This window comes from Aetokthonos hydrillicola CCALA 1050 (assembly GCF_017591665.1).
Taxonomy (GTDB): Bacteria; Cyanobacteriota; Cyanobacteriia; order Cyanobacteriales; family Nostocaceae; genus Aetokthonos; species Aetokthonos hydrillicola.
This window is the reverse complement of sequence record NZ_JAAKGC010000424.1, coordinates 1-1,207: the sequence shown is the minus strand read 5'-3', so window position 1 is coordinate 1,207 and position 1,207 is coordinate 1. Positions and strand designations below refer to the sequence as shown.

The following is a 1,207-nucleotide window of genomic DNA, read 5'->3' as shown; positions in this document are numbered from 1 at the left end:
GCGACCATTTCAAGCGTCCAGTAGCCGCGGAAACCGACATCGCCGAAGCCAGCCGTGATGTGAACGAACAGCCCCAGTCGTCCCACGGAGGAGCGGCCTTCGAGCATCGGGACGAGGTTGTACGTTTCCGTGCGTTCGACAGTCCGGGCCAGGTACAGTTGATTCGGCTTGAGAATCAGACCTTCTGGCGGAATCGATGTGCGTTTGAAGCGATTGGGCCGCTTCATGTCGAGGACGATTTCTTCGTAGACAAGCAGTTCGTTGTGCAGCGTCAGGTTGTAACTGTTGGGATTGAGCTGCTTATCAGTGTAGGGCTCGATGATGATATCGGTCCCGAGTCGCTCTTTGATTTCCGTGCCCGTCAGAATCATGCGTGGCGTCCTGTCGCGTTCCAAAGAAAGGCTCTGCACAATGCTGCAGTCTAGCGGGAGAAGTCTAACGCAAGCAACTCTGGCCCGGTAGGTCGCGCGAGAGGAAAATATCGATGAGTCCGTGGACGATCCAGTGGCGTCATCCGACCAATGGCGGAAGACCGACGCGGGGGCAGACTTTCAGTAAAGGGCAGACGGGACATTTCGGACGTCGGGCAATGCAGATGGCCCGTCCGTGATGGATAATACGATGGGAGTACATCACCCATTCGCTTTGCGGGATCAGCTCGATGAGGTCGAGTTCGATTTGCTCAGGCGTTTTCTTGTCAGTCAAACCCAGCAGATGGGAAATGCGTTTGACGTGTGTATCGACGACGACCCCCGAGGCGAGGCCGAACCAGGAACCGAGGACGACGTTCGCTGTCTTGCGTCCGACGCCAGGGAGTTCTACAAGTGTGGCCAGGTCGCTCGGAACATTGCCGTCGTAGTTTTCGACTAAGCCCTTCGCCATGCCGATGATGTTGGCGGCTTTTGCTCGAAAGAAGCCCAGAGGTTTAACGATGGCTTCGACGTCCGCCTGTTTGGCATTGGCTAGTGACCTGGCGTCTGGATATTTTCCGAAGAGAGCGGGGGTGGTGGCGTTGACCCGTTCGTCAGTGCACTGGGCCGAGAGAATGGTCGCGGTCAGCAGTTGGAAGGCGGTTTCGTGATGGAGTGCGCAAACGACATCCGGGTAGGTTTTCTTCAAAATCTGAAGAATTTTCGGAAGGCGTTTTCGACGGGTTTCGACCGCATCTGCGTTGGAAACGGAGTTGGCTTTGGGCATGAACTCTCTT

Annotated in this window: 2 protein-coding genes; both read right to left on the bottom strand. The window is 56.0% G+C overall.

Annotated elements, in window-relative coordinates:
• Positions 1-371, bottom strand: a 371-nt coding sequence (locus tag G4P69_RS38515) for a dCTP deaminase (protein WP_208355285.1), incomplete at its 3' end; no start/stop codon positions are given.
• A 139-nt stretch (positions 372-510) separates the two neighbouring features.
• On the bottom strand, positions 511-1,207 hold a 697-nt coding region (gene nth, locus G4P69_RS38510), incomplete at its 5' end, for an endonuclease III (RefSeq protein ID WP_390694119.1).